Origin of the sequence: Cellulomonas sp. T2.31MG-18 (assembly GCF_964266755.1) — a bacterium.
Taxonomy (GTDB): Bacteria; Actinomycetota; Actinomycetes; order Actinomycetales; family Cellulomonadaceae; genus Cellulomonas.
In genome coordinates this window covers 761,649-785,615 of the sequence record NZ_CAXWGW010000001.1, presented here as the reverse complement: position 1 = coordinate 785,615, position 23,967 = coordinate 761,649, and the positions used below count along the sequence as shown (strand labels likewise).

Genomic DNA, 23,967 nt, shown 5'->3' with positions numbered 1-23,967 from the left:
ACCGGCGCGGCCGGCTGCTGCGGCACGGTGGACGTCGTCGTCCCACGCTGCGCCTCGACCTGCTGCTGAAGCTCTGCACCGAGCTCCGACCCCTGCGTCGCGTGCTGCGACGACTCCTGCACCGACATCTGCGCCCTCCTGAGCCTGCGTCACCCGCGGTCCGGGTGGAGCCCTATCCGAGCGCACCCGACACAAGATGTTGTGGTCCGACTCGCCCGACACGCCCACATGTGCCACAACGACACTCCGTTCAACGCCCGGCGCGCGCCGCAGGCCCAGGACCAACGTCCCGGAACGCGGGTGATCTTGGCGCCCGCCGAGAGCACCGCGCGCGGGTGCGACCATGAACAGGTGGGGACCGGCGAGCTGCTCGACGTGCTGCTCGCGGGAGGCCGCCGAGCGGACCGGATGACGCACGTCCGGCACCTTCCGAGCCGGCCCGGCCGCACCGTCGACTGGCCGGCCTGGGCCGACTCGGCGCTGGTCACCGGCTACCGGCGGCTCGGGGTCGAGGCGCCGTGGGCGCACCAGGCCGAGGCGGCGGACGCTGCGTGGTCCGGCACCCACACCGTGCTCGCCACCTCCACCGGCTCGGGCAAGTCCCTGGCGTTCTGGCTGCCCGCGCTCAGCGCCGTGCGCCGCGCGGGCACGGACGCCGCGACGGGTGCCGGCCGAGGCCGGATCGAGACCGTCCGCCGACGCGCCACGACCCTCTACCTGTGCCCGACCAAGGCGCTGGCCGCCGACCAGCTCGCCGGGCTCGAACGGCTGCTGCACGCCGGCGAGCTGCGCGACGTCCGCGTCGCGACGTGCGACGGCGACACCTCCCGCGAGGAGCGTCGCTGGGTGCGCGAGTACGCCGACGTGGTGCTGACCAACCCCGACCTGCTGCACGTCACCCTGCTGCCGCAGCACCAGCGGTGGTCGCGCCTGCTCTCCTCGCTGCAGTACGTGGTGCTCGACGAGTGCCACGCGTTCCGGGGCGTGTTCGGCGCGCACGTGGGGCTGGTGCTGCGCCGGCTGCGCCGGGTCGCCGCGGCGTACGGGGCGTACCCGACCTTCGTCATGGCGTCCGCCACCACCGCGGACCCGGCGGCGAGCGCCGCACGGTTGATCGGGGTGGGTCTCGACGAGGTGCGGGCGATCACCGACGACGCGTCGCCGGCCGGCACCAAGACGGTGGTGCTGTGGGAACCGCCCGAGCTGCCGGGGTCGGATGCACCGTGGTCGGCGCTGCTGCCGGAGGACGACCCCTGGGCGCAGGTCTCCGTGGTGCCGGCTCCCCTGCCGGTGGCGGTGGCGGCGCAGGGCGTCGTGGCGGCGCAGGGTGTTGCGGCGCCGGGGGTCGTGGCGCAGGAGTCGGTGGCGGCGCAGGTGTCGGTGGCGGCGCAGGTGTCGGTGGCGGCGCAGGCGGCGCGCGCACCAGAGACGCCGCTCGCCGGCCTGCCGTCGGGCCCGCTCGGCACCGGCGAGCAGCTGGTGGTGGAGCGCAGCGACGCGCCTCGGCGCACGGCGACCGCCGAGGTGGCGGAGCTCCTCGCGGACCTCGTCGCCGCCGGTGCCCGCTGCCTCGCGTTCACCCGCTCACGCCGAGGAGCGGAGTCCGTGGCCACCACAGCACGCGCCCACCTGGAGCGCAGCGTGCCGGAGCTGGCCGGACGGGTCTCGGCGTACCGCGGCGGCTACCTCCCCGAGGAGCGGCGTGCGCTGGAGCGGGCGATCGGCACGGGCCAGCTGCGGGGGCTCGCCACGACCAACGCCCTGGAGCTGGGCGTGGACATCTCCGGCCTCGACGCGGTGCTGATCGCCGGCTGGCCCGGCACCCGCGTGTCGTTGTGGCAGCAGGCCGGCCGCGCCGGCCGGGCCGGTGCCGACGGGCTCGTCGCGTTCGTCGCCCGCGAGGACCCGCTCGACACCTATCTGGTGCACCATCCGGAGGCGGTGCTCGATGCACCCGTGGAGGCCACCGTCTTCGACCCGGGCAACCCCTACGTGCTCGCGCCGCACCTGTGCGCCGCGGCGGCCGAGGTGCCGCTGCGCACGGACGAGCTGGCGATGTTCGGGCCGGCCGCGCCGGCGCTGCTGGACGAGCTGGTGGAGCGGGGCGCCCTCCGCCGCCGAGCCTCCGGGTGGTACTGGACGCACGCCGAGCCGGCGAGCGGGCTGACCGACCTGCGCGGCACCGGAGGTGACCCGGTACGGGTGGTCGAGTCCGGCACCGGCCGGCTGCTGGGCACGGTGGATGCCGCGTCCGCCGACTCCACGGTGCACGAGGGCGCGGTCTACGTGCACCAGGGTGCGACCTTCGTCGTCGACGAGCTGTCCCTGGACGACGGCATCGCCCTGGTGACGCGCCGCGACGTGGACTACGGCACGTGGGCCCGCTGGGTCACGACGACGCAGATCCGCGAGGTCCGTCAGGAGCTGGCGTGGGGCCCGGTGACGTGGGGCTTCGGGGACGTGGACGTGACCAGCCAGGTGCTCGGCTACCAACGCAAGCGCGTCCCGGACCTGCAGGTGCTCGGCTCGTCCGAGCTGGACCTGCCCGCACGGACCCTGCGCACCACCGCCGTCTGGTGGACCGCACCGCCGGAGGTCCTCGAGGCCGCCGGCGTGACGCTGGAGCAGACGCCGGGCGCCCTGCACGCCGCCGAGCACGCCTCGATCGGCCTGCTGCCCCTGCTGGCGACGTGCGACCGCTGGGACCTCGGCGGCCTGTCGACGGCCGTGCACGTCGACACCGGCACCGCCACCGTCTTCGTGCACGACGCGTACCCCGGGGGCGCCGGGTTCGCCGAGCGCGGGTTCGATCTCGGCGCCTTCTGGCTGCGGGCCACCCGTGATGCGATCGCGTCCTGCCCGTGCAGCTACGGGTGCCCCGCCTGCGTCCAGTCGCCCAAGTGCGGCAACGGCAACGACCCCCTCGACAAGGCGGCTGCGATCCGGCTGCTCGACGTGGTCCTGGCGCACGCACCGAGCTCGACGGCCGATCGAACGCCATCCGACCTGGGGTCGACGGTCGATCGAGCGGGGTCCCAGCCGAGCTGACCGCACGGTCACGGCGCCCGAGGGTCGACCGCAACCGGGCTCGGTCCCGCGCGGGCGCGCGCTCGCGCGGCGCCGGCAGGCCCGTCCACCGTCACCTGCACGGTCACGGTTCCGAACCCTGCCGTCCCGGACGCGCCCGTCTCGCACCCCGTCGTGCGGCCGCCGTTGCGCTCGGCGACGGCGGCGGCGAGGACGCACGGGCCCCCGGCCGGTCCGGACGCGGGTTCGGCGGCGTCGGGGAAGACGGACTGACGCTGCAGCCATTCCGCAGCCGCGAGCGCCGCGAGGTCCGCAGCCGCCTGCGCACGTGCGTGCGCGAGGAACGACGCCGCCAGCACGCCGAGCAACCCTGCGACCAGGACGACCACCGCGGCCACGCCGAGGACCAGGACGGTTCCGGACCCACGGTCGCCGTGCGGAAGCCGCCGCCGCGCGCGCGGCACTCGGCTCGGTGGCGTGCTCACGGCTCCACCGGCGTGCTGCTGCGCGCCCGTGCCTCGAGACCCCCGAGACCCCATGCACCCGTCACAGGCCGGTCGACCGTCACCGTCACCCACCCGTCGGCGCGGACCACGGCGACGCCGGCACCGTCCCCGGCCGAGCGCCGGACGATGCCCAGCACGGCGGCATCGTCCTCACCGAGCGCGGCGCTGCGCGCACCGGCACGCGCCGCCTCGGTGCACCGCAGCTGGGTGCTGGCCGCCGTGGTGAGGAGCAGCACCAGCCCGAGGAGCACCACCACACCGACCAGACCGACGGCGAGCTCCACGGTGACTGCCCCACGATCGCTGACTGGCCCACGATCGGCGACTGCCCCACGACCGCCGGCCGCGTGCGGACGGCGCACCGCACGGTCCCGGCGTGGCACCGGGCCACCAGCACGCGCCGTCACGACGAGAGCGCGCGCCGCACGATGCCGAGCAGCAGTCCGCGCACCTCGTCGCTGCGCAGGATCGCCACCAGCAGCCCGGCGAACCCGACCGCGGCCAGCGTGGCGATCGCGTACTCCGCGGTCGCCATCCCGGCGTCCCGCCCACCCGACCGCAGCGCGCGCACCCTCGCGACGACCCATCGTGCGAAGGCCCTGAGCGGTCCGACGACGAGGCGGCCCCGCGCGCCCGCGCTCGTCGCGCCGGCACGCGCCGGCCCCGCACTCGTCGCGCCGGCACGCGCCGGCCCCGCACTCGTCACGTCAGCACCGGTCGCCCCGGCGTCGGCCACGCCCACACCGATCACATCCGCACCCATCCACGTCTCCTTCCGACCAGGCCGGTCCCGTGACCGGCGGGCCGAGCCTGGTGGTCCGCCGCCGGGCGACTCCCCACCCCCCGAAGGTCCGGATCGCCCACGGGATCGCCCCGGGCTGTGGACGGGTGACGTCCACGGTCACCCGAGCACCCGGCCCGCGATCGACAGCACCACCGGCACGACGCCGAGCAGCAGGAAGGCAGGCAGGAAGCACAGGCCGAGGGGCAGCACCAGCCAGACGCCGAGCCGTCCGGCAGCCGCTCGACCGGCAGCCCGACGACGGCGACGCGACGCCGCGGCGGCGGCGCGCAGGAGCGGGACCGGTGACGCCCCGGCCGCCGCCGTGGACTCGAGCGCGTCCGCCACCGCACGGGCTGCCGGCGGCGCGTCCGCCCACGCGGCGTGCCACGACGAGCCGAGCGCCAGCGCACCCGCGGCGCGGCGCAACGGAGCACCGACACGTCCCGGAAGCGCGTCGGCGACGGTCGACAGTGCTCGCGGCATCGGCGCACCCGCCGCCAGCGCGGCTGCGACCAGGTCGAGCAGCAGCGCCGGATCCGGATCGACCTCCAGCACCCACCCGCGCCGTGCACCCACCGGCCCCCACCGAGCCCAGCCGGACCCGCTCCCCGGGCGTCGCCGCGCAGGGTCGGCGGCGTGCTCCCGCACCGCGCCCGACCCTCGACCGACCGACCGCACCCGGTCACGAGCGCACCACCACCACGGGACGCTGCCGAGCACCACGAGCACCACAACCATCTCGGGGCCGCCGCTCACGGTGCTGCGGCTCTCCGCGCCCGGGCGACGAGGAGCCTGGTCCAGCCCCATCCCCCGGCGGCGAGGCCGCAGCCCAGCACCCCGGACGCCGTGCCGAGGCGACCGTCGAGCAGCACGGCGACGGGGTCCGCGCCGGCGGCCGCGCCCAGCAGCACGCCGAGCACGGGCAGCCCGAGCAGCACGCGCACCGATGCGCGCGGGCCCGCGAGCGCCGCGGTGAGCTCCGCCTCGGCCTCCGCGTCGGCCACCACCGCAGCGGCGACCTCGTCCAGCACGGCGGCGAGCGGAGCTCCCAGCTGCTGCGCGACGACGGCGGCCGCGACCACCGCCTGCGCGCGCGCCCGTTCACCGGGCGGCACCCGGCGACGTCGTCGACCGCGGGTCTCGGGCGCCGCACCCTGCAGGAGCTGGTCCACCGTCGGGATGGCACCGCAGGCGGACAGGCGGAGCGCCCGCGCCCACGCGTCGGCGGGTCGGGCACCGGCACGCAGCAGCGTGCTGACGGTGGTGACGACTGCCGCCAGGTCCCCCGTACCGGTCTGCGCACCGCGGCGGGACGCGAGCCGTGCGGCCCGGCCGGCGGGCGCCCCTCGTGCCTGCGACGACACCGGAGGAGGAGGAGGCCGCCACTCCCGGCCGGCAGCCGGCGGCCTCGCCCCGGCCCCCTCCGGCACGGCACCGGGCCCCGCCGAGACCCTCCTCCGCTGCTCGGCGCCGGTCCGGAGCCCGCGGCGCGCCCGCGGTCCCGTGAGCAGCAGCACCGCCAGTGCGACGAGCAGCCCGAGGACGGTCGTCACGATGCGGTCCGGTCGAGGCGTGCCGCGAGGCGGTCCCACGCCGGGCCGCGCTCCACGGCTCGCCCACCGCCGCAGCGCACGGCGGTCTCGACGGCCAGCGACCCGTCGTCGGCCCGGCGCACCACACCGATCTCGCTCAGCCGGCGCTGCGCGCGGTCGGGGCCGGCCCGGCGCAGGTGCAGCACCGCATCGACGGCGCTGACGGCCTGGGCGGCAAGGGCGTCCCGCGACATCCCGGCGAGGGCCGCCAGCGCCTCGAGCCGCGCCGGGACGTCGGCCGCCGTGTTGGCGTGCAGCGTCGCGCAACCGCCCTCGTGCCCCGTGTTCAAGGCCGCGAGCACCTCCCGGATCTCGGCACCGCGGGCCTCGCCGAGCACGAGCCGGTCGGGACGCATCCGCAGCGCCTCCCGGACGAGCCGCGCGAGGTCCACCGCGCCGGCCCCGTCGACGTTGGCGTTGCGGGTGGTGAGGTGGACGACGTGCGGGTGGTCCGGCCACAGCTCGCCGGCCTCCTCCACGACGACGATCCGCTGGTCCGGCGGGACGGCCGTCAGGAGCGCTGCGAGCAGCGTCGTCTTGCCGGATCCCGTCGGGCCGGACAGCAGCAGGTTGGCCCGCCGGTGCACCAGCGCCTGCAGCAGCGGTGCGACGGCGGGGTCCAGGGTGCCGCGGTCGACCAGCTCGTCCAGCGTGAACGGCTGCCGACGCAGCACCCGCAGGCTCAGCACCGTGCACGGCCCCGCCAGCGGAGGCAGCACGGCGTGCAGCCGCGTCCCGTCGGGCAGACGGGCGTCGACCGTCGCCGTCGCGTCGTCGAGCCGCTGGCCGCCCGATGCCGCCAGGCGGACCGCCAGGTCCCGCACGTCGGCCACCGAGCCGAGGTTCGCGTCGGTGCGCACCAGCCGCCCGGCGCGCTCCACCCACACGTCGGCCGGTCCGTTGACCAGCACGTCGGTGACCAGCGGGTCGTCGAGCCACCGCTGCAGCGGCCCGGCGCCGAACAGCACCGCACGGACCTCCCGCACGGCCGTGGCCAGGGCGGACGGGCCGAGCAGGGCGCCCTCCTGGTGCACCGCGTCCCCGACCAGCGCGGCCAGGAGCTCGTCCGACGGCACCGTCCCGACGCTGCCGTCGACACGGCGCCCGGACGCGGCAGAGGTCGAGGAGGCCGGAGGTGCTCCGAGCCCGTCCTGCAGCCGCGCACGCACCCGCTCGGCGAGGGCCGTCAGGCCATCACCCGCCAGCACCGCCGCACCACGGCCCGCCGAGCCGGGCAGCGCGTCCCGAGCCACCACCAGCCGCCCGGCACTCATCGCCTCACCGGCCGTGCCGTCATCCGAGCAGGCACGACGCCTCGACCTGCGCCGCGACCGCGCGCGCCGCGCGCACGGCCGTCCCCCTGCTCGGCAGCACGCCCCGCTCCGCCGCGCGCGCGAGCCGCCGCGTCGTGCCGCCGGCCCAGAGCACGGGGAGGTCGACCGCGGCCGAGAGCTCCGCCACGGAGAGCCCGCCGGGACCCCGCCCGAGGACGACCAGCCCCGCCGACGCGCCGGCCGCGGCGAGCCGGGGCCGAACGGCGAGGGTGCCCGCGACCGATCTGAGATCCCGCCGCGCCACCACGACCACGACGTCGCACGCCCCCAGCACGGCGGCACCGGCCGAGGCGCCGCCCCGCGGCAGGTCCAGCACGATCGCGCCGACGACGCCGGTCAGCGCGTGCAGCACGTCGGTCACCAGACCGGGGCCGGGGTCCGAACCGTCCCGGTCGGCGCTGAGCACCGCGCAGCCGCCCCACCGCGGCAGCAGCGCGAGCACGTCCTCACCAGGCACGTCGCCACGCGCACCCGCCAGCTCCGGCCACCGCGCACCGTCGACGTCCTCCACCCCGACGGTGACGTCCAGGCCGCCGCCCCGGCAGTCGAGGTCGACCAGCACCGTGCTGGTGCGGCGGGCCAGCCGGGCCGCGGTGAGCGCCGCCAGCGTGGACGTGCCGGCACCGCCACGGGCCCCCACCACGCCGACGACGGCGGCCCGCCGCCCGGGCCCGGCGCCGGCGACGGCTTCGCCCGGTCCGGGCGGCAGCAGCACCCTGCTCGACGACATGACCCACCTCCTCAGCGGCCGCCCAGCCTGCCGTTCCGCGCCGCAAGCAGCAGGACCGGTGCGACGTCCCCGCCGGGGGCCGACGTGCGGAGCCGGGCTGTGGGTGGGTGGCCGCCGATACGCTCGCGGAAGCCGGCGCCCGTCGGGTGCCGCCGCAGCACGTGGTCCCAGGCCGCCGAGGAGGCTGATCGATGAGCGACGCCGCCGCCGCGGGTCCCACAGCCGCGGGTCCCACAGCCGGTCCCACCGCCGACCGCACCGCCGACCCCTCCGCCGACCGCGCCCCCGACCCCTCCCCCGACCCGGCACCGGCCGACCCGCACCGGGCGGCGGCCTTCTTCGACCTCGACAAGACGATCATCGCCACGTCGTCGGCCACGGCCTTCTCGCGCCCGTTCCTCGCCGGCGGCCTGCTGACCAGGCGCGCGATGCTGCGCGCCGCGTACGCCCAGTTCCTCTACCAGGTGGGCGGTGCGGACGAGGTGCAGACGGAGCGCATGCGCGCCCAGCTGTCCCGGATGGTGACGGGCTGGGACGTGGACCAGGTGACGGCCATCGTCGAGCGGACGCTCCACGAGTCGATCGACCCGGCGGTGTACGCGGAGGCCGTGGTGCTGATCGACGAGCACCACCGCGCCGGGCGGGACGTGATCGTGGTGTCGGCGTCGGGCCGGGAGCTGGTGGAGCCGATCGCCCGGCTGCTCGGCGCGGACGGCGTCATCGCCACGCACATGCGCGTCGCGGACGGGCGGTACACGGGGCTGATCGACTTCTACGCGTACGGGCCGACCAAGGCGGAGGCGATGGCCGACCTCGCCCACCGCAGGGGGTACGACCTGCAGGCCAGCTACGCGTACTCCGACTCGATCACCGACGAGCCGATGCTCGCCGCCGTGGGCCACGCCGCGGTGGTCAACCCCGACCGGGCCCTGCGCCGGCTCGCCGAGGAGCGGGGCTGGGAGACGCTGCGGTTCGTCCGGCCGGTGTCGCTCCGGCTGATGTCGCGCCGCGACTCCCGGACCGCGGCGGCCGCCGTGCTGCTCCTCCTGGCGACGGGCGCCGTGGTGTGGGTCGTCGCGGCCCGGCGACGCCGAGGCGGCGGACGGGCCGGCCACTGACGGCAGCCCCGTCCACATGCCGGTCCGTCGTCCCGCCATGTGACCGCCAGCACGCCGTGACCTCGTCGGACGCCGCCAGGGGTAGGCAGACGGCGCCGCAGGAGGTACCAAGGGTTCACAACTGAACGTGCGGGGGCACCCACGCGCAGGAGTGCCCACCTACAGGGCAGGTCGACCGGGCTGGACCCGTAGCGACCGAAGCGATGCACGCCATGTTCACCCCCGCACCTCGGTACCGACGGCGGCGTCCTGCGGGGCGCCGTCGCTGGCGTCCCCGACAGCCCGGGCCCCCGGCCGACCCGGATCCCCTCGAACGGCGCGACGGGCGCCCGTCCCGCGCGCCGACGAGCGCATCGGCCTCACGTCGTGACAATGACCGCATGGTGGCAGCCCCCAGCGTCTCGTCGTCCATCACCGCGCGCCTGAAGGTGACGGCGCGCCCGACGGCGGTCAGCGAGCTGACCACCGCGATCGAGACCGCCGGCGGGATCGTCACGGCGCTCGACGTGCAGTCCTCCGGCCACGAGCAGATGACGGTCGACGTCACGTGCGCGACGCGCGGCGAGGAGCACGCGGCGACCATCGTCGCGGGCCTGGAGCAGCTGCACGGCGTGGTCGTCGAGCGGGTGTCCGACCGGACGTTCCTCATGCACCTCGGCGGCAAGCTGTCGATCGAGTCCAAGGTGCCGCTGCGCACCCGCGACGACCTGTCGATGGCGTACACGCCGGGCGTGGCCCGGGTGTGCGAGGCGATCGCGGCGCATCCGGAGGACGCCCGCCGGCTGACGATCAAGCGCAACACCATCGCCGTGGTGACCGACGGCACCGCCGTGCTGGGTCTCGGCGACATCGGCCCGCTGGCGGCGCTGCCCGTGATGGAGGGCAAGGCGGTGCTGTTCAAGCGGTTCGCGGACATCGACGCGTTCCCGATCGCGCTGGACACCACGGACGTCGACCAGATCGTCGAGACGGTGGTGGCGATCGCGCCGGTGTTCGCCGGGATCAACCTCGAGGACATCAGCGCGCCGCGGTGCTTCGAGGTGGAGCGCCGGCTGCGCGAGCGCCTGGACATCCCGGTGTTCCACGACGACCAGCACGGCACGGCGATCGTGGTGGTCGCGGCGCTGACCAACGCGCTGAAGGTGGTCGACAAGGCGATCGGCGACGTGCGGATCGTGCTGTCCGGCGCGGGCGCTGCCGGGACCGCGGTGCTGAGGTTGCTGCTCGCGGCGGGGGCTCGCGACGTGGTCGTGGCCGACATCGAGGGCGTGGTGCACCCCGCACGGCCCGGGCTGGCACCGTCGTTGCGCTGGACGGCGGAGAGCACCAACCCGCGCGGCGTCACGGGCACGATCGCGCAGGCGCTGGTCGGGGCCGACGTGTTCATCGGCGTCAGCGCACCCGACGTGATCACGGGCGACGACGTGGCGACGATGGCCGACGACGCGATCGTCTTCGCGCTGGCGAACCCCCGACCCGAGGTGGACCCGGACGACGCCGCGCAGCACGCCGCGGTGGTCGGCACCGGCCGGTCCGACTTCGCCAACCAGATCAACAACGTGCTGGCCTTCCCCGGGGTGTTCCGGGGGCTGCTCGACGCGCAGTCGCACAAGGTGACCGAGCACATGCTGCTCGCGGCGGCCAACGCCCTCGCGTCCGTGGTGCGCGACGACGAGCTCAACCCGACGTACATCGTCCCCAGCGTGTTCAACCCGGAGGTCACCCGCGTGGTCGCCGCCGCCGTGGCGAACGCCGCACGCCTCGCCGAGTGGGGCTGATCACAGCCGGCGGTCCTCGCACTGGTCAGCGTCCCGCACCGGACCATTCGTCCCAGGACTGACCCTCGGCGAGCCGTCACCCTGGTCGGGTGCTGACCATCCCGCAGACCGTGGACCTCGAGGCCGACGCCGCGCACCACAAGGTTGACCTCACGCACCGGCCGGGGGTGTTCCTGGTGCGCACCATGCTCGCCGGCGCGTACATCGGCATCGGCGTGCTGATCATGGTCACCGCCGGTGGGCCGCTGGTGCAGGCCGGGTCCCCGTGGGCGCCCCTGATCCAGGGCCTGGTGTTCGGGGTCGCGCTGACGATCGTGGTGGTCGCCGGGGGTGAGCTGGCCACCTCGGCGATGATGATCCTCACCCAGGGCGTGTTCCGGCGGTCCGTGCGGCCGGGGCGGGCGGCGCTGACGCTGCTCGCCGTGCTCGTCGGCAACCTGGTCGGTGCCGCGGTGTTCGCGGCCCTGCTGCGGGGCTCCGGGGTGCTGGCGCCCACGACGGCGGCGGGCAAGACGATCGCCGCGATGATCGAGCACAAGGCGGCCGAGACCACCGGTCAGCTGTTCGTCCGCGGCATCCTGTGCAACCTGCTGGTCTGCCTGGCGATCTGGTGCGCCGGCCGCCTGGAGAACGAGGGCGCGAAGATCACCGTCATCTTCGCCTGCGTCATGGTGTTCATCACGTCGGGCTTCGAGCACGTGGTCGCCAACATGACCACCTTCTCGTTCGGCCTGATCGCGGGGCTGCCGCACGCGACCGTCGGCGAGTTCGCGCGGAACCTGCTCGCCGTCGGGCTGGGCAACCTGGTCGGCGGCGGGCTGCTGGTGGGCGCGTCGTACGCGTACGGCGTGCACGGACCGCGCGGTGCGGCGTCGGACGCGAAGCCCGGTGCCGTCGAGCCGGCGTCGGGCGCCCCGACCGTCGCGGACCCGGAGCTCGACGAGCAGCTCGCTGAGGTCGCCGCCGTCCGCTGACGCCTCGGCGTCCTGCGCGGTGCCCTCACCTGCGCGGTGCCCTCACCTGCGCGGTCGCATCGCGGCGCGCCTGGCCGTGCGAGGGCGCACCGGGCCGGAGAGCAATAGCGTGACCTCGACGCGCCCGCGCAGGGCGCCGACGACCAGCCGAGGAGCATGCGCGCGATGAGCACCAGCGACCCCCAGGACCGCCCCGCTCCGACCGAGCCCGTGGTCCCGGCACCGGACGCCGCGGACGCCGGCGCCGCAGCGGGCACGACGCCGACCCGCCCCGCCTCCACCGAGCCCCGCACGGTGCCCGGCACCGTGCCCGGCACCGAGCCCGGCACCGTGCCCGAGAGCGCGGCACCGGCGGACCTGCCGCCGTCGGGCGAGGGCCTGACCGTCAGCGACGAGACCGCGCACCGGCACGTGCAGGCGCGGCCGCTGCCGACCCCGCCGGAGCCGGAGGCTGCCGACCGTCGCCTGCCGTCGCCGCGGTTCACCGCCGCCCGCTCGGAACGCCAGGAGCCGGCACCGGACTCGCGCACCACGACGCCGCTTCCCGCGGCGGGCGCACCCGCCTCCGGCCCGGCCCGCGACGTGCCACCGGCGCCCATGCCCGGCCCGGCGGTCGCGGCCACCGCCGCCGGCGGAGCAGGTGCGGCAGGTCGGCCCGGCGAGCGCACCGGCGCCACGCCGCTCGCCACCCCGGCCACCGTCGCGTCGACGCCGGGCACCACGGAGGACGGGACGCTGTTCCCGGACCCCAACGCACCACGCACCATCGGGGCCGGCACGCACGTGCTCGGCCTGATCGTGGGACTGCTGCTGCCGGCCGTCGCCGCCGTGGTCACGCTGCTCGGGGTGTCCCGCATCCTGTCCGTCGAGGCGGACGGCTGGGTGGCACGGGTCGAGGTGCTCGGCATCGTGCTGGTGACGCTGGGCGCGCTGCTGCTGGCCGCGGTGGCGCTGCTGTCGCTGTGGACGCCGTGGGTGGGCTACACCGGCGGGGTGCTGCTGACGCTGGCCGGGGCGCTGGCGCTGTTCGCGCCGGGCGTCAGCCGCGACGCGATGCTGCACGTGGTCAGCGCCGAGGGCTGGCAGCCGACCGTGGTGCAGACGTCGGTCGCGGCGACCTCGGGCACGTTGCTGGTGATCGGCGTGATGGTGCTGGCCAGCGGCATCGTGTCGCACGTCGCCCGCCGGCACGGGATCCACCTCGGTGCCTTCCGGGAGCGCAACGCCCACTGAGGTGAGCACCGGAGCTGAGCCCTGGAGCTGAGCACGGAGGCGAGCACCGGAGCTGAGCACCGGGGCTGAGCACTGGGCCGCCCAAGGCCCTGACCACGGCACATGCGGGTCTAAAGTCCCAGGTGGCACCATCTGTGACTCGACCGATCGCATCATCGTCGCTGCGGAGGAGACACCGTGACCGAGCCGGACACCGGGGACAACGGACTGGAGAACCTGCTGACGGAGGACCGCCGGTTCCCGCCGTCGCCGGAGTTCGCCGCCCAGGCGAACGCCACCCAGGACCTGTACGCGTGGGCCAACGCCGACCCGGAGGGGTCGTGGGCGGAACAGGCGCGCCTGCTGCTGAGCTGGAGCACGCCGTTCACGCAGACGCTCGACTGGTCCGACGCCCCGTTCGCCAAGTGGTTCGCCGACGGCACGCTGAACGCCTGCGTCAACGCGGTGGACCGGCACGTCGAGGCGGGCAACGGTGACCGCGTCGCGCTGCACTTCGAGGGTGAGCCGGGCGACACCCGGACGCTGACCTACGCCGACCTGCTGCGCGAGGTGTCCCGCGCCGCGAACGCCCTGGAGTCCCTCGGTGTGCGCACCGGCGACCGCGTGGCGATCTACCTGCCGCTGATCCCCGAGGCCGTGATCACCATGCTGGCGTGCGCCCGGATCGGCGCCCCGCACTCGGTGGTGTTCGGCGGCTTCTCGGCCGAGGCGCTGCACTCGCGGATCCTGGACGCGGAGGCGACGCTCGTCGTCACGGCCGACGGCGGCTACCGTCGCGGCCACCCCAGCGCGCTCAAGCCGGCCGTCGACGAGGCCCTGGCCAAGGGCGCGCCGACCGTCCGCCACGTCCTGGTGGTGCGCCGCACCGGCCAGGACGTCGAGTGGACCGACGGGCGCGACGTGTGGTGGCACGACGTGGTGGACGGCGCCTCCGACCAGCACACGGCGGTGGACCTGCCGGCGGAGCACCCGCTGTTCATCCTCTACACGTCCGGCACCACCGGGAAGCCGAAGGGCATCTTCCACACCACCGGCGGGTACCTGACCCAGGCCGCGTTCACGCACCTGAACGTGTTCGACCTCAAGCCCGACACCGACGTGTACTGGTGCACCGCCGACATCGGCTGGATCACCGGGCACACCTACGTGGTCTACGGGCCGCTGGTGAACGGTGCCACGCAGGTGATCTACGAGGGCACGCCAGACACCCCGGACCGCGGCCGCTGGTGGGACATCGTCGAGAAGTACAAGGTGTCGATCCTGTACACGGCGCCGACGGCGATCCGCACCTGCATGAAGTGGGGCGACGACATCCCGGCGGCACGGGACCTGAGCAGCCTGCGCGTGCTGGGCTCGGTCGGTGAGCCGATCAACCCCGAGGCGTGGATGTGGTACCGCCGGGTGATCGGCGGTGACCGGACCCCCGTGGTCGACACGTGGTGGCAGACCGAGACCGGCGCGATCATGATCACCCCGCTCCCTGGGGTGACCGCCGCCAAGCCGGGATCGGCGCAGGTGCCGCTGCCCGGCATCGCGGCGGAGGTCGTGGACGACGAGGGCCACCCGGTGCCCAACGGCGCGGGCGGCTACCTGGTGGTGACCAAGCCGTGGCCGTCCATGCTGCGCGGCATCTGGGGCGACCCCGACCGGTACCGGGACACCTACTGGTCCCGGTTCCGCGGCCTGTACTTCGCGGGCGACGGCGCCAAGAAGGACGAGGACGGCGACATCTGGCTGCTGGGCCGCGTCGACGACGTGATGAACGTGTCCGGCCACCGGCTGTCCACCACCGAGATCGAGTCGGCCCTGGTGTCCCACCCGTGGGTGGCCGAGGCCGCGGTGGTGGGCGCGCACGACGAGACGACCGGTCAGGCCGTCGTCGCCTTCGTCATCCTGCGCGCCGGGTCGGAGGGCCTGGACAAGGAGGCCCACGACGTGGAGACCGAGCTGCGCAACCACGTCGCCACGCAGATCGGCCCGATCGCCAAGCCGCGGCAGATCCTGGTGGTGCCCGAGCTGCCGAAGACCCGCTCCGGCAAGATCATGCGGCGCCTGCTGAGGGACGTCGCCGAGCACCGGCAGGTCGGTGACTCCACCACGCTGGCGGACGCCTCGGTGATGGAGCTGATCTCCCAGGGTCTGGCGAAGGGCGCCTAGAGCCACGGCGGGTGGCGCTGGGTCTGCGCGCGCAGCACGCGGCCGTGCGCCGGGCGTCGACCGGCGTGTGCGGTCAGCCCGTCGACGCCTGGTCGCGCAGGTAGGACAGCACGGCCGCCACCCGCCGGCTCAGCGTGCGCTCCTCGCTGAGGCCGAGCTTGGTGAAGATCGCGTTGACGTACTTCTCCACCGTCGACTCGGACAGGTGCAACGAGTCGCCGATGGCCGCGTTGGTCCGGCCCTCCGCCATCTCGCGCAGCACGTCGAGCTCACGAGGCCCGAGCAGGCGCAGCGGTGAGCGGTCCTGGGCCACCCGGTGGTCCACCAGGCGTTCGACGACCCTCGGGTCGACGACCGAGCGACCCGCCGCGACCTCCCGCAGGGCGTGCAGCACGTCCTGCAGGTCCCCGACGCTGGCCTTGAGGAGGTAGCCCAGGCCGTCCGTGCCGCCGCCGAGCAGCTGCACCGCGTAGTCCACGTCCGAGTACTGCGACAGCACGACGACGCCGATCCGCGGGTGCGCGGCGCGCACCGCGTGCGCGGCCCGGATGCCCTCGGTCGAGTGGTCGGGCGGCATGCGGATGTCGGTGATCACGACGTCCGGCTCGTGCTCGTCGACGGCCGCGAGCAGCGCGTCCGCGTCGCCGACGCCCGCCACCACGACCACCTCGCCGGAGTCCTCGAGCAGCCTGCGCGTCCCCTCCCGGACCAGGTAGCTGTCCTCCGCGATCACCACACGCAACGGCTCAGCCATGGGCCCTGCTCCCGACCGGGATGGCGGCGCGGACAGTCGTCCCCGCCGCGCCGCTGGTCAGCGCGAACCGTCCACCCGCCGCCTCGACGCGGTCCCGCAGCCCCTGCAGGCCGGTGCCGCCGGCCGTGCCCGGGTCGAACCCGACGCCGTCGTCGGCGACCTCCACCAGGAGCTCGTCGCCCGGCGCCTCGAACCGGACGGTGGCGGACGAGGCGCGCGCATGCTTCGCCGCGTTCACCAGGCTCTCGGAGACCACGAACCAGGCGACGGTCTCGACCTCGGCCGGCAGCCGGGTCGAACGCACGGCGTGGTCGCTGGTCACCCGGATCGGGAACGGCATGCGGGAGGAGCGTTCCTCGACGGCGGTCACCAGGCCGCGGTCGCTGAGAAGCGTGGGGTGGATCCCCCGGACCAGGTCCTGCAGGTCCTCGAGGGTGCGCCGGGCATCCTCCTGCGCCTCTGCGAGGGTCGCTGCGGCGAGGTCCGGGTCGCGCCTCAGCCGGTTCGCCACCAGCCCGAGCCGGGTGAGGAGCGCGACGAGGTCCTGCTGGACGCCGTCGTGCAGGTCCCGCTCGAGCTGACGGCGACCCGCCTCCTCGGCGCGCAGGATCCGCGTGCGGGAGGCCTCGAGCTCGGCGACCTTCGCGGTGAGCTCGGCGGTCAGGTGCGCGTGCCGGGACGCCCACGCGGCCTGTCGCCCCAGCGTCTCGAGCAGCGCACGGTCGTGCTCGCCGTACCGGCCGTCCTCCTTGTCCCCGCAGGCGATCTCGCCGATCTGCACGCCGTCGACCTCGATCGCGACGGCGACCGTCGCCGCACCCGTCGCGACCCCGGCGCTCGGGGCCACCGCGGTACCACGTGACGCGACCGCCGTGCGGTCGTCCAGCCGCACGCGCACCCACGACGCGCGGACCCCCTGCCGCACCGACTCCGCCAAGGTCGCCGCGACGTCGTCCGTCGGCGGACCCGCGGCCAGCCGGCGGCCGACGTCACCGATGAGCTGGGCCCGGTCCACACGCCGGCCGAACACCAGCCGGTCCGCGAGCGCGGCGAGGCGGCCCCGTGCCGATCCGAGCGCCAGTGTGATCACCACGGTGGTCGCCACGGCCAGCGCGAAGGGCAACCGGCGACTCACGACGACGCCCGCAGCGGCTGACAGCGCGACGTAGAGCGCCGTGATCGCGACCCAGAGACCGCCGTAGACCAGGGCGCGTCGGACGACCACCCGCAGGTCCAGCAGGTCGTGCCGCAGCATCCCGACCAGGAGACCGGCGGGCAGCAGGAACGCGACCGGCAGGTAGACCAGCGTCTGCACGAGCTCCGGCACGGGCGGCAGCTCCGTGTTGACGAAGCCGAGGACGAGGGTGCACGCGGCAGTGGCGAAGAGGGCGGCGAGCGGCCAGCGGATGCGCCGCCGGTCGTCTGCACCCGAGCGGCGCCAGCGGACCAGGAGGAGCCCCGCACCGACGAGGACCACGAGCGGGCTGGAGATGCCGACGGCCGCCCAGGCCACCTCGCCCACGACGGCGAGCGCAGGAACCGCGAGGGGGTTGGGCGCGGTCACGGCGTCCTGCAGCACCAGGTCCTGCACCCGCAGCTGCGCCTGGCCGGCGAGCTGCAGCAGCAGGAGCACCGCGAACACCACGGGCGCCCACCGGACGACGTCGCGGTCCGACGGCCGGTGGTAGGTCCCGTCCGGGAAGACGACGAACAGCGCGAGCGCCGCGTACGAGCTCGACCAGCTGAGCAGCTCGAGCACGAGCAGCGCCGCCCAGCCCCACCGGGGAGTGCCGACCGACGCCACCACCGCCGAGTACGCCGCGCCTGCAGCGAGGGCGACGGCCTGCGCGGTCCCCCACAGCAGCATGCGCACGGCAGCCCGATGCCCGGGCCGACGCAGCACCGCGTACCCGCCCACGAGGACGTACGAGAGGGCGTTGGGGACGCTCATCCACGCGTGCACCGGCTGGCTGGCAACGACTCCGAGCACCGGCCGCGCCGCGACGGCGGCCAGCCCGACGACGAGCACCGCGAGGTCTCGCCGCCGCAGGGTCATCGAGTCATTGTGCGAGCGGTCGGCCCGCACGTCACCGCGGTTCACCCCACCGGGGACGGCGGAGAACCGCCACGTCACCCGCCGCCCGGTGCGCGGTCGCGACGGCGGCCAGCGCGGTGCCGGGCGTCGGGAGCCGCTCCCTAGCGTCGCTGCGACGGATCGACCGGCGATCCGACCCACCTTGTGAGGACCTCATGCCGACCATCGCCACACCCAGCTTCCTCGGTCCCGTCCGGCGCCGGACAGGCGCAGTCTGCCTCCTGACGGGCCCTCTCTGCTTCGCGGCCGCCGAGGCCGTCTGGCCCGAGACCGGATCGTCCGCCGAGGACATGCTGCGGTCCGTCGCGGCCGCACGGGCGTCGATGCCCGCTGCGCTCGGCCTGATGCTCGCCACGTCCCTTCTCTTCGTGCCGGGGACATTCGCCATGCTGAGCCGGCGCCTGCCTCGCGGCCGCGCGCTCTGCGACACGGGCCTGGGCCTGGCGTTGTGGAGCTTCCTGGCCAACGCCGCTCTGGTCGGCGTCAACACGGTCTTCGTGGCGATGACCGACCCCGCGGTAGACCATCACGCGATGGTGCAGCTGCTCGACACGTTGATGACGAGCCCGTTCGCCCTGGTGCTGCTGTCCGGGCACTGGGTGCTGGTCGTCGCCTTCCTGCTGCTCGGCGCCGGCCTGTGGCGCGCCGGGGTGGGGCCGCGGTGGGCGGCGGCCGCGATCGGGCTGTGCGGGGTTGTCGACATGGCGCTGAGCCCGCTCGGCGATGTGTCGTCGATCGTGTCGGACCTGCTCATGCTGGCGGGCTTCGCCGCCCAGGCGTGGCTGCTGCTCCGCGAGAACCACCCCGAGGCGACCCGTGCAGTGGCGGCCTCCACCGAAGCGCCGCTGCACGCCTGAGGCTGGGGCGGGACGCCGACCCAGCGCCGTGCGATCAGCCGCCGGCGGCCGCGTTGGCGGGGCTGCGCGCGAGCACCACGCAGCCCGCCAGCGCGACGCCGACCGCGAGCACCACCCCGGGCAGCCAGCCCGCCCGCACGGTGTCGCCGAGGAACGCGGCGCCGACCAGGCCGGGGACCAGCACCTCCACCACGGACACCGTGGCGGCGGCCAGCCCGACCGGGCCGCGCTCGAGCGCGCGCACGTAGGCGAGCACGGCGATCACGCCGCAGCCGACGACGACGGCGGCCATCGGCTGCAGCACCACGTGCAGCAGCGGACCGTCGGTGCGGGCGCCGCGGGCGCCGATCGCCACCCCGGCGTAGCCGAGCGCGCTGACCAGGCCGAGCAGCCACGCCGGCCCCTTGGCGTAGGACGCCGCGAGCAGCACCACGAGCGCGCCGGCGCCGGCCACGGTGGCGACCAGGAACGTGCCGTGCGCCTGCACCGGCGGCTGGTCGCCGGACGCGGCCGCGAGCACCACGAGCGACAGCACGACTCCGACGGCCGCGGCGAGGTCGACGGGCCGCAGCGGCGCCCCGAGGAAGGGCCGCGCCAGCAGCACGACGACGACGACGGAGGCGGCGATCACCGTCTCGACCGCGAACAGCGGCAGCCGCGCGAAGGCCAGGAGGGACAGCAGGAAGCACGCCCCGTCCAGCGCCAGCCCGCCGAGCACCAACGGGTTGCCGAAGGCCGCCATGCCGTGCGCCCGGCGGGTGCCGACCGCCTGCATGATCGTCGCCACCCCGTACCCGATGCTGGCGCCGACCGCCGCGAGGAGCCCGACGATCATGCGGTGGTCCGGCCGAGGAACCGGCCGATCACTGGGATCTCCGTGACGCCCTCGGCGCCCGCCATCACCAGGGCCTGCGTGCCGACGAACTCGGCGGCGTCCAGCACCACGTACCGGGGCTGCCACGACGGCCCGAACTTCTCGTTGAAGCTGGCCAGCGAGCTCATCTGGGTCTGCTGCGACAGCCGCTGCAGCATCGGCCGCACCAGGTCCTCCCACCGCGAGTCGCTGCGGCCACCGAGCACGTCCCGCATCACCGCGAAGTTCAGGCCGACCGCGCGCTGACCGCGCGCCGCCACCTCCTCGATGGTGCGCACCACCGTGAAGTCGATCAGCCCGTTGGGCAGGTCCGGCACGTCGAGCCGGCGGCGCATCACGTCCAGGGACCAGCCGTCGATGCCGGGAGCCGGCGCCCACTGGCAGAAGGCGTCGACCCGGCCCTCCGGCGACGTGGTCACCGAGAGCATCAGGCCGGCGTCGTGCGGGTCGAACAGGCGGGACAGCGTCATGGAGAAGCCCCGCTCGGCCTCGCCGCGCCGCGACTGGTCGGCGACCTCCTCGATCTGCTGCCGCAGCGCCGGGTCCACCGCCGTCGACTCGACGAACGTGGTGGTGTAGCCCGCCTTGCCCACCCGGTTCACGGCCTGCCGCAGCGACTTGCGGGCGTGCCCCTCGAGGCTGAAGCCGGGGCAGTCGACGATCGCCTCGTCGCCCAGGTACACCGAGCGCAGCCCGCTGGCCTCGTAGATCGGCAACCAGTCGGCCGAGGCGCCCAGCACCGCGACGGACCAGCCGCAGTCGACGGCGTAGTCCAGGAACTCCGCCCACGCGTCGGCCTGCTCCCCCGGCGGCCCGATCGGGTCGGGCGAGACCAGGCAGACGCCGCCGCGCACCGCGTGGGCTACCACCGACTCACCGACGAAGAACCAGTCCTTGTCGTCCCGCAGCGCGAAGTAGTCCAGGGTGCCGCGGCCCCACCGCTCGATCACCCGGCGGGCGCGCTCCCGCTCGTTCAGGTGCGCCGCGGTGTGCAGCCGCCCGGGCCGCTGCGGAGACATCACGAACCAGACGAGCGCGACGACGAAGACGACGACCAGGGCCAGGTCGATGTCGGCGGACAGGTCCACCAGCGACGACCGGTGCTCCGGCTCCGAACGCAGCACGAGCCGGAACAGCACCTCCGCCGCACCGGTCAGCAGCAGCCACGTGCCGGCGATCAGGGCCACCCGCCGTGCCTCGCGGCGAGTCGCCCGCACGGGGAACGACCGGCGCTGCAGGGCCAGCCAGATCGCGGCACCCAGCACCAGCACGGTCGGGATCACGTCCACGCGGTGCGCCAGGTGCAGCACCGCGGAGACGGCCAGCACGGCGAGCGTGCCGCCCCACGCGATCGAGTGTCCGCGGCGCAGGCCGCGCGACGTGCCGAGCATCACCACGGCCGCGAGCACCAGCGACGGACGTGCCACGTGCGGCCGGGCGTTCCAGGCCACCTGACCCAGCACCGCGACCGGCTGCCACAGGTGCGGACGCGCAGCGGAGATCAGCGTGATCACCGCGAGCGCGAGGATCGCGCGGGACGCGACCGTGCGGACGCGCACCTGGCGACGGTGCCGCGCGAGGGCTTCCATCCGGTCGTCCGTGGCAACCCGCCCGGCCCCTCGAGAGCCTGTTGTCGCCGCCGTCGCCACGGCCCCAGTCTCGCACCGACCCGGCCGGCGCATGAGGCAGTATCGGCCCGGTGAGGAGCGACGCCGACCCCGTGCTGCCGCCGGAGGTGCTGCACGAGCTCGGTCAGGGCGGCGACTTCCTGGGGTCCTGGTGGACGGCGGTGGGGCTCGCGGTGCTGACGGCGGCGCTGGTCACGGTCGCGGTCCGCCGTCGGCGCCCGCGTCCCGGGCGGCGACGTCGGCGGGCCTGGCCGGCCTGGACCGCAGCGGTGACCGCCCTGGTGCTGTGCCTGGCGATCGCCACCAACGTGGTGGTCGGGTACATGCCCAGCGTGGCTGCGGCGCGCGTGACCCTGGCCGGCTGGGGCATCGGGCACGCGCACGCGCTGCCGCACGGCATCCCCGTCGCCAACGCGGCGTCGATGGCGACCGGCGCGACCCAGCCGGTCACCATCCCGGCGCCGCCGGAGCTGCGGATGGGCACCGCACCGAGCTGGGTCTACACGCCGCCGGGGTACTCGGAGAGCGCCGACCGGTACCCGGTGGTCTACCTGGTCCACGGCAGTCCCGGGCACGCCGGCGACTGGTTCGCGGCGGGCAACGTCGGGCACGCGATGGACACGCTGCTGGCGCACGGGCTGGTGCAGCCGATGATCGTCGTCTCGGTCGACGTCAACGGCACCGGCCCCGGCGCCCGGGACACCGAGTGCCTCGACTCGACCACCGGCGGGGCGCTCGTCGAGACCTACCTGACCACCGTGGTGATCCCGTACGTCGACACCCACCTGCGCACGGTGGCCGACCGCACCGGCCGGGCCCTCGGCGGCTTCTCCTCCGGCGGGTACTGCGCCCTCGACCAGGTGCTGCGCCACACCGGCCTGTACAGCACGCTGCTGGCGATGGCGCCCTACGGCGACCCTGGCACCGGCGGAACGGCGATGCTGGCCACCGGTGCCGAGTGGGCGACGCACCACGTGACGGCGTACGCGCCCACCATCCCGCTGCCCCACCCCGTCGCCGCCTTCGTCGCCGTCGCGGGTGCGGACCACGGCCAGGACTCCCGGGACGCCCGCACCATCGCTGCCACGCTGCGCCAGCGCGGCCAGGACGTGGTGCTGCACGTCGCCCGCGGGGACGTGCACACCTGGAACATGGCCCGCGCGACGCTGCCGTACGCGCTGGTGTTCGCCTCGCACCACCTGAGCGGCGCCTGAGCTCTCATGGCGCCCGCACAGGATCCGTGCGCACCATGAGGCGGTGAACCCCGGCCGGGCCCCGTCCGTGGTGAGCTCCGTGCGATCCCCGATCAGCCGGCTCGCCGACCCGCCGAGGCTGCTGCGCGCCCGCTGGCCGGTGGCCGTGGCGGCCGGCCTCACCGCCGCGGGGGTGGTGCTGGGCCGCCGGTCGGGCACCGGGGGCCGGCGCTGGACGATCGGTGCCGGCGGCGCGCTGGCGCTGACCACGGCGCTCGCGGTCAACCGGTACGTCGGCTACGTGCCGACCGCGGGCGCCGTCGGCATGTACCTGGCCAGCTGGTCGGCGCGGCTGCGCCGGAGCACGCCGTCACCGGGGAGCGTCCGCACGTGGCGGCAGGCCGAGGACGGCTCCGGACGGGTGCTCGCGGCACAGGTGCCGGTACCGCGCGAGCTGCGCCTGCCCGCCTCGATCACGTGGGTGTGGACCCCGCCGGGCTACGACGACGAGCCGGAGCGCCGGTACCCGCTGCTGCTGATGCTGCACGGCACCCCGGGGTCGTCCGCCGACTGGTTCGCGGCGGCGGAGGTCCCCCGGCTGCTCGACGAGCTGGTCTCGTCCGGGGTCATCCCGCCGGTGGTCGCCGTCGCACCGGACCTCAACGGCACCGGCCTGTCGTGGCTCGACACGGAGGGCCTGGACTCGACCACCGGCGGCGCCCAGATCGAGACCTTCCTGTGGCAGGTGCTGCTGCCGTGGGTGCAGCAGCGGTTCCGGGTGAGCGACGACCGGCGGCGCCGGATGCTCGCCGGGTTCTCGGCCGGCGGCTTCGCCGCCCTCGACCAGGGACTGCGGCACCCCGAGCTGTTCGCGACGCTTCTCACCTTCGAGCCGTACGGCGACCCCGGCCTCGGCGGGCGGCTGATGCTGCGGACGCCGCAGGAGTGGGCGGAGCACGACGTGTCCTCGTACGTCGGGGACGTGCCGCTGCCGCCCGACCTCGGCGTGTTCGTCGACATCGCCGGGCATGCGCGGGGACGCACCAACGGCCAGGTCGCCCGCTCGATCGCCGGGGTGCTGCGGGCGCGCGGCGCCCAGGTGCTGGTGCGCAACGAGCCGGGGCACGACCACACCTGGGTGATGGCCAAGCACGGGCTGCCGCACGCCCTGGCGTTCGCCGCCTCCCGGCTGCCGTCCGACGAGCGCCGGCTCGCCCCCGACCAGGCGCCGCGCCCTCGACGACGGTCGGTGCGGCCGGCCCGCGAGCCCGTACCACCGCCGACGAGCGCGCCCGACGCGGCCTGACCCCCTGCGGGGCGCGGCAGCCCCGTC

At 75.4% G+C, this 23,967-nt stretch carries 20 protein-coding genes; 9 read left to right on the top strand and 11 right to left on the bottom strand.

The features are described 5' to 3' along the window. Positions 1–408 precede the first annotated feature (408 nt). The gene (locus ACFQTY_RS03635; RefSeq protein ID WP_378099089.1) at positions 409–3,048 is read left to right on the top strand and encodes a DEAD/DEAH box helicase; all 2,640 of its coding nucleotides are present in this window, start codon (positions 409–411) and stop codon (positions 3,046–3,048) included. 8 nt (positions 3,049–3,056) lie between these two features. Here ACFQTY_RS03635 and ACFQTY_RS03630 read toward each other — a convergent pair whose 3' ends face one another. From ACFQTY_RS03630 to ACFQTY_RS03600, 7 genes are all read right to left on the bottom strand, one after another. Next, positions 3,057–3,512: an Rv3654c family TadE-like protein gene (locus tag ACFQTY_RS03630; protein ID WP_378097413.1), complete on the bottom strand. Its 456-nt coding sequence runs from the start codon at positions 3,510–3,512 to the stop codon at positions 3,057–3,059. Beyond that, the gene (locus tag ACFQTY_RS03625) at positions 3,509–3,817 is read right to left on the bottom strand and encodes a TadE family type IV pilus minor pilin (RefSeq protein WP_378097410.1); all 309 of its coding nucleotides are present in this window, start codon (positions 3,815–3,817) and stop codon (positions 3,509–3,511) included. Before ACFQTY_RS03625 ends, ACFQTY_RS03630 begins: the two co-directional genes overlap by 4 nt. Positions 3,818–3,936: 119 nt before the next feature. Further along, entirely contained in the window at positions 3,937–4,296 is a 360-nt protein-coding gene (locus tag ACFQTY_RS03620) for a DUF4244 domain-containing protein (RefSeq protein ID WP_378097406.1), read from the bottom strand. 138 nt (positions 4,297–4,434) lie between these two features. Continuing rightward, positions 4,435–4,893, bottom strand: a complete 459-nt coding sequence (locus ACFQTY_RS03615; protein ID WP_378097403.1) for a type II secretion system F family protein — start codon at positions 4,891–4,893, stop codon at positions 4,435–4,437. A 176-nt stretch (positions 4,894–5,069) separates the two neighbouring features. Next, positions 5,070–5,870, bottom strand: a complete 801-nt coding sequence (locus ACFQTY_RS03610) for a hypothetical protein (protein ID WP_378097400.1) — start codon at positions 5,868–5,870, stop codon at positions 5,070–5,072. Further along, positions 5,867–7,183 (bottom strand): TadA family conjugal transfer-associated ATPase, encoded by a 1,317-nt coding sequence (locus ACFQTY_RS03605; RefSeq protein ID WP_378097397.1) that lies wholly within the window; start codon positions 7,181–7,183, stop codon positions 5,867–5,869. The genes ACFQTY_RS03610 and ACFQTY_RS03605 overlap by 4 nt, the downstream gene beginning before the upstream one ends. 19 nt (positions 7,184–7,202) lie before the next feature. Next, entirely contained in the window at positions 7,203–7,973 is a 771-nt protein-coding gene (locus tag ACFQTY_RS03600) for a pilus assembly protein FlpE (RefSeq protein WP_378097394.1), read from the bottom strand. Between the two features lie 191 nt (positions 7,974–8,164). Between ACFQTY_RS03600 and ACFQTY_RS03595 the strand changes: the two genes are divergently transcribed. The 5 genes from ACFQTY_RS03595 (at position 8,165) to acs (ending at position 15,233) form a co-directional block, all read left to right on the top strand. Next, positions 8,165–9,091, top strand: a complete 927-nt coding sequence (locus ACFQTY_RS03595; RefSeq protein ID WP_378097391.1) for an HAD family hydrolase — start codon at positions 8,165–8,167, stop codon at positions 9,089–9,091. A 380-nt stretch (positions 9,092–9,471) separates the two neighbouring features. Next, on the top strand, positions 9,472–10,869 hold the full coding sequence (locus ACFQTY_RS03590) for an NAD-dependent malic enzyme (protein WP_378097388.1): 1,398 nt from the start codon (positions 9,472–9,474) through the stop codon (positions 10,867–10,869). 89 nt (positions 10,870–10,958) lie between these two features. Beyond that, positions 10,959–11,843 (top strand): formate/nitrite transporter family protein, encoded by an 885-nt coding sequence (locus ACFQTY_RS03585; protein ID WP_378097385.1) that lies wholly within the window; start codon positions 10,959–10,961, stop codon positions 11,841–11,843. 165 nt (positions 11,844–12,008) lie between these two features. Then, entirely contained in the window at positions 12,009–13,076 is a 1,068-nt protein-coding gene (locus ACFQTY_RS03580) for a hypothetical protein (RefSeq protein ID WP_378097382.1), read from the top strand. Between the two features lie 177 nt (positions 13,077–13,253). Further along, a complete protein-coding gene (acs, locus tag ACFQTY_RS03575) occupies positions 13,254–15,233 on the top strand; it encodes an acetate--CoA ligase (protein WP_378097379.1) in 1,980 nt (659 codons plus the stop codon). A gap of 73 nt (positions 15,234–15,306) precedes the next feature. Here acs and ACFQTY_RS03570 read toward each other — a convergent pair whose 3' ends face one another. Continuing rightward, the gene (locus tag ACFQTY_RS03570) at positions 15,307–15,987 is read right to left on the bottom strand and encodes a response regulator (RefSeq protein ID WP_378097376.1); all 681 of its coding nucleotides are present in this window, start codon (positions 15,985–15,987) and stop codon (positions 15,307–15,309) included. Beyond that, positions 15,980–18,043 (bottom strand): histidine kinase, encoded by a 2,064-nt coding sequence (locus tag ACFQTY_RS03565; RefSeq protein ID WP_378097373.1) that lies wholly within the window; start codon positions 18,041–18,043, stop codon positions 15,980–15,982. Before ACFQTY_RS03565 ends, ACFQTY_RS03570 begins: the two co-directional genes overlap by 8 nt. Before the next feature lie 194 nt (positions 18,044–18,237). Here ACFQTY_RS03565 and ACFQTY_RS03560 point away from each other — a divergent pair, with 194 nt between their 5' ends. Beyond that, entirely contained in the window at positions 18,238–18,939 is a 702-nt protein-coding gene (locus tag ACFQTY_RS03560) for a hypothetical protein (RefSeq protein ID WP_378097370.1), read from the top strand. A 34-nt stretch (positions 18,940–18,973) separates the two neighbouring features. Here ACFQTY_RS03560 and ACFQTY_RS03555 read toward each other — a convergent pair whose 3' ends face one another. Beyond that, a complete protein-coding gene (locus ACFQTY_RS03555; RefSeq protein ID WP_378097367.1) occupies positions 18,974–19,774 on the bottom strand; it encodes a hypothetical protein in 801 nt (266 codons plus the stop codon). Continuing rightward, positions 19,771–21,402, bottom strand: a complete 1,632-nt coding sequence (locus ACFQTY_RS03550) for a bifunctional lysylphosphatidylglycerol flippase/synthetase MprF (RefSeq protein WP_378097364.1) — start codon at positions 21,400–21,402, stop codon at positions 19,771–19,773. Before ACFQTY_RS03550 ends, ACFQTY_RS03555 begins: the two co-directional genes overlap by 4 nt. 110 nt (positions 21,403–21,512) lie before the next feature. On the opposite strand from ACFQTY_RS03550, the gene ACFQTY_RS03545 reads away from it, so the two are divergent. Next, entirely contained in the window at positions 21,513–22,655 is a 1,143-nt protein-coding gene (locus ACFQTY_RS03545; protein WP_378097361.1) for an alpha/beta hydrolase, read from the top strand. Between the two features lie 79 nt (positions 22,656–22,734). Further along, positions 22,735–23,940: an alpha/beta hydrolase gene (locus tag ACFQTY_RS03540; RefSeq protein WP_378097358.1), complete on the top strand. Its 1,206-nt coding sequence runs from the start codon at positions 22,735–22,737 to the stop codon at positions 23,938–23,940. The last annotated feature ends 27 nt before the right edge of the window (positions 23,941–23,967 follow it).